Annotated in this window: 1 pseudogene; it reads left to right on the forward strand. The window is 53.3% G+C overall.

Annotation, left to right across the window (positions count from 1 at the left end):
- A pseudogene (locus tag ACTHSP_RS21765) lies at nt 1-482 on the forward strand (lipopolysaccharide assembly protein LapB); the annotation flags it as partial.

Raw genomic sequence — 482 nt, forward strand, 5'->3', positions numbered from 1 at the left:
ATCGGCAAAGCACTCGAAGCCAACAAAAAATGTACGCGCGCCAACATCATTCTCGGCGACATTGAATACCGTCAGGGCAACTTCCCTGCCGCAGTGGAAGCGTATTCCGCCATCGAGCAGCAAAACCATGCCTATTTGAGCATGGTCGGCGAGAAACTCTATGAAGCCTATGCCGCGCAAGGCAAGCAGGAAGAAGGCCTCAACCGCCTTATCGGCTATATGCAAACCTTCCCCGATCTTGACCTGATCAACGTCATCTACGAGAAGGCCCTGTTGCTCAAAGGCGAAACCGAAGCGGCGCAAATCGCTGTCGAACTCGTCCGCCAAAAACCCGACCTCAACGGCGTGTACCGCCTGCTTGGCTTGAAACTCAGCAGTATGAATCCGGAGTGGAAAGCCGATACCGATATGATTCGTTCCATTATCGGCCGCCAGCTGCAAAAAAGCGTTATGTACCGCTGCCGCAACTGCCACTTCAAATC

It is taken from the genome of Neisseria sp. P0001.S005, assembly GCF_051963715.1.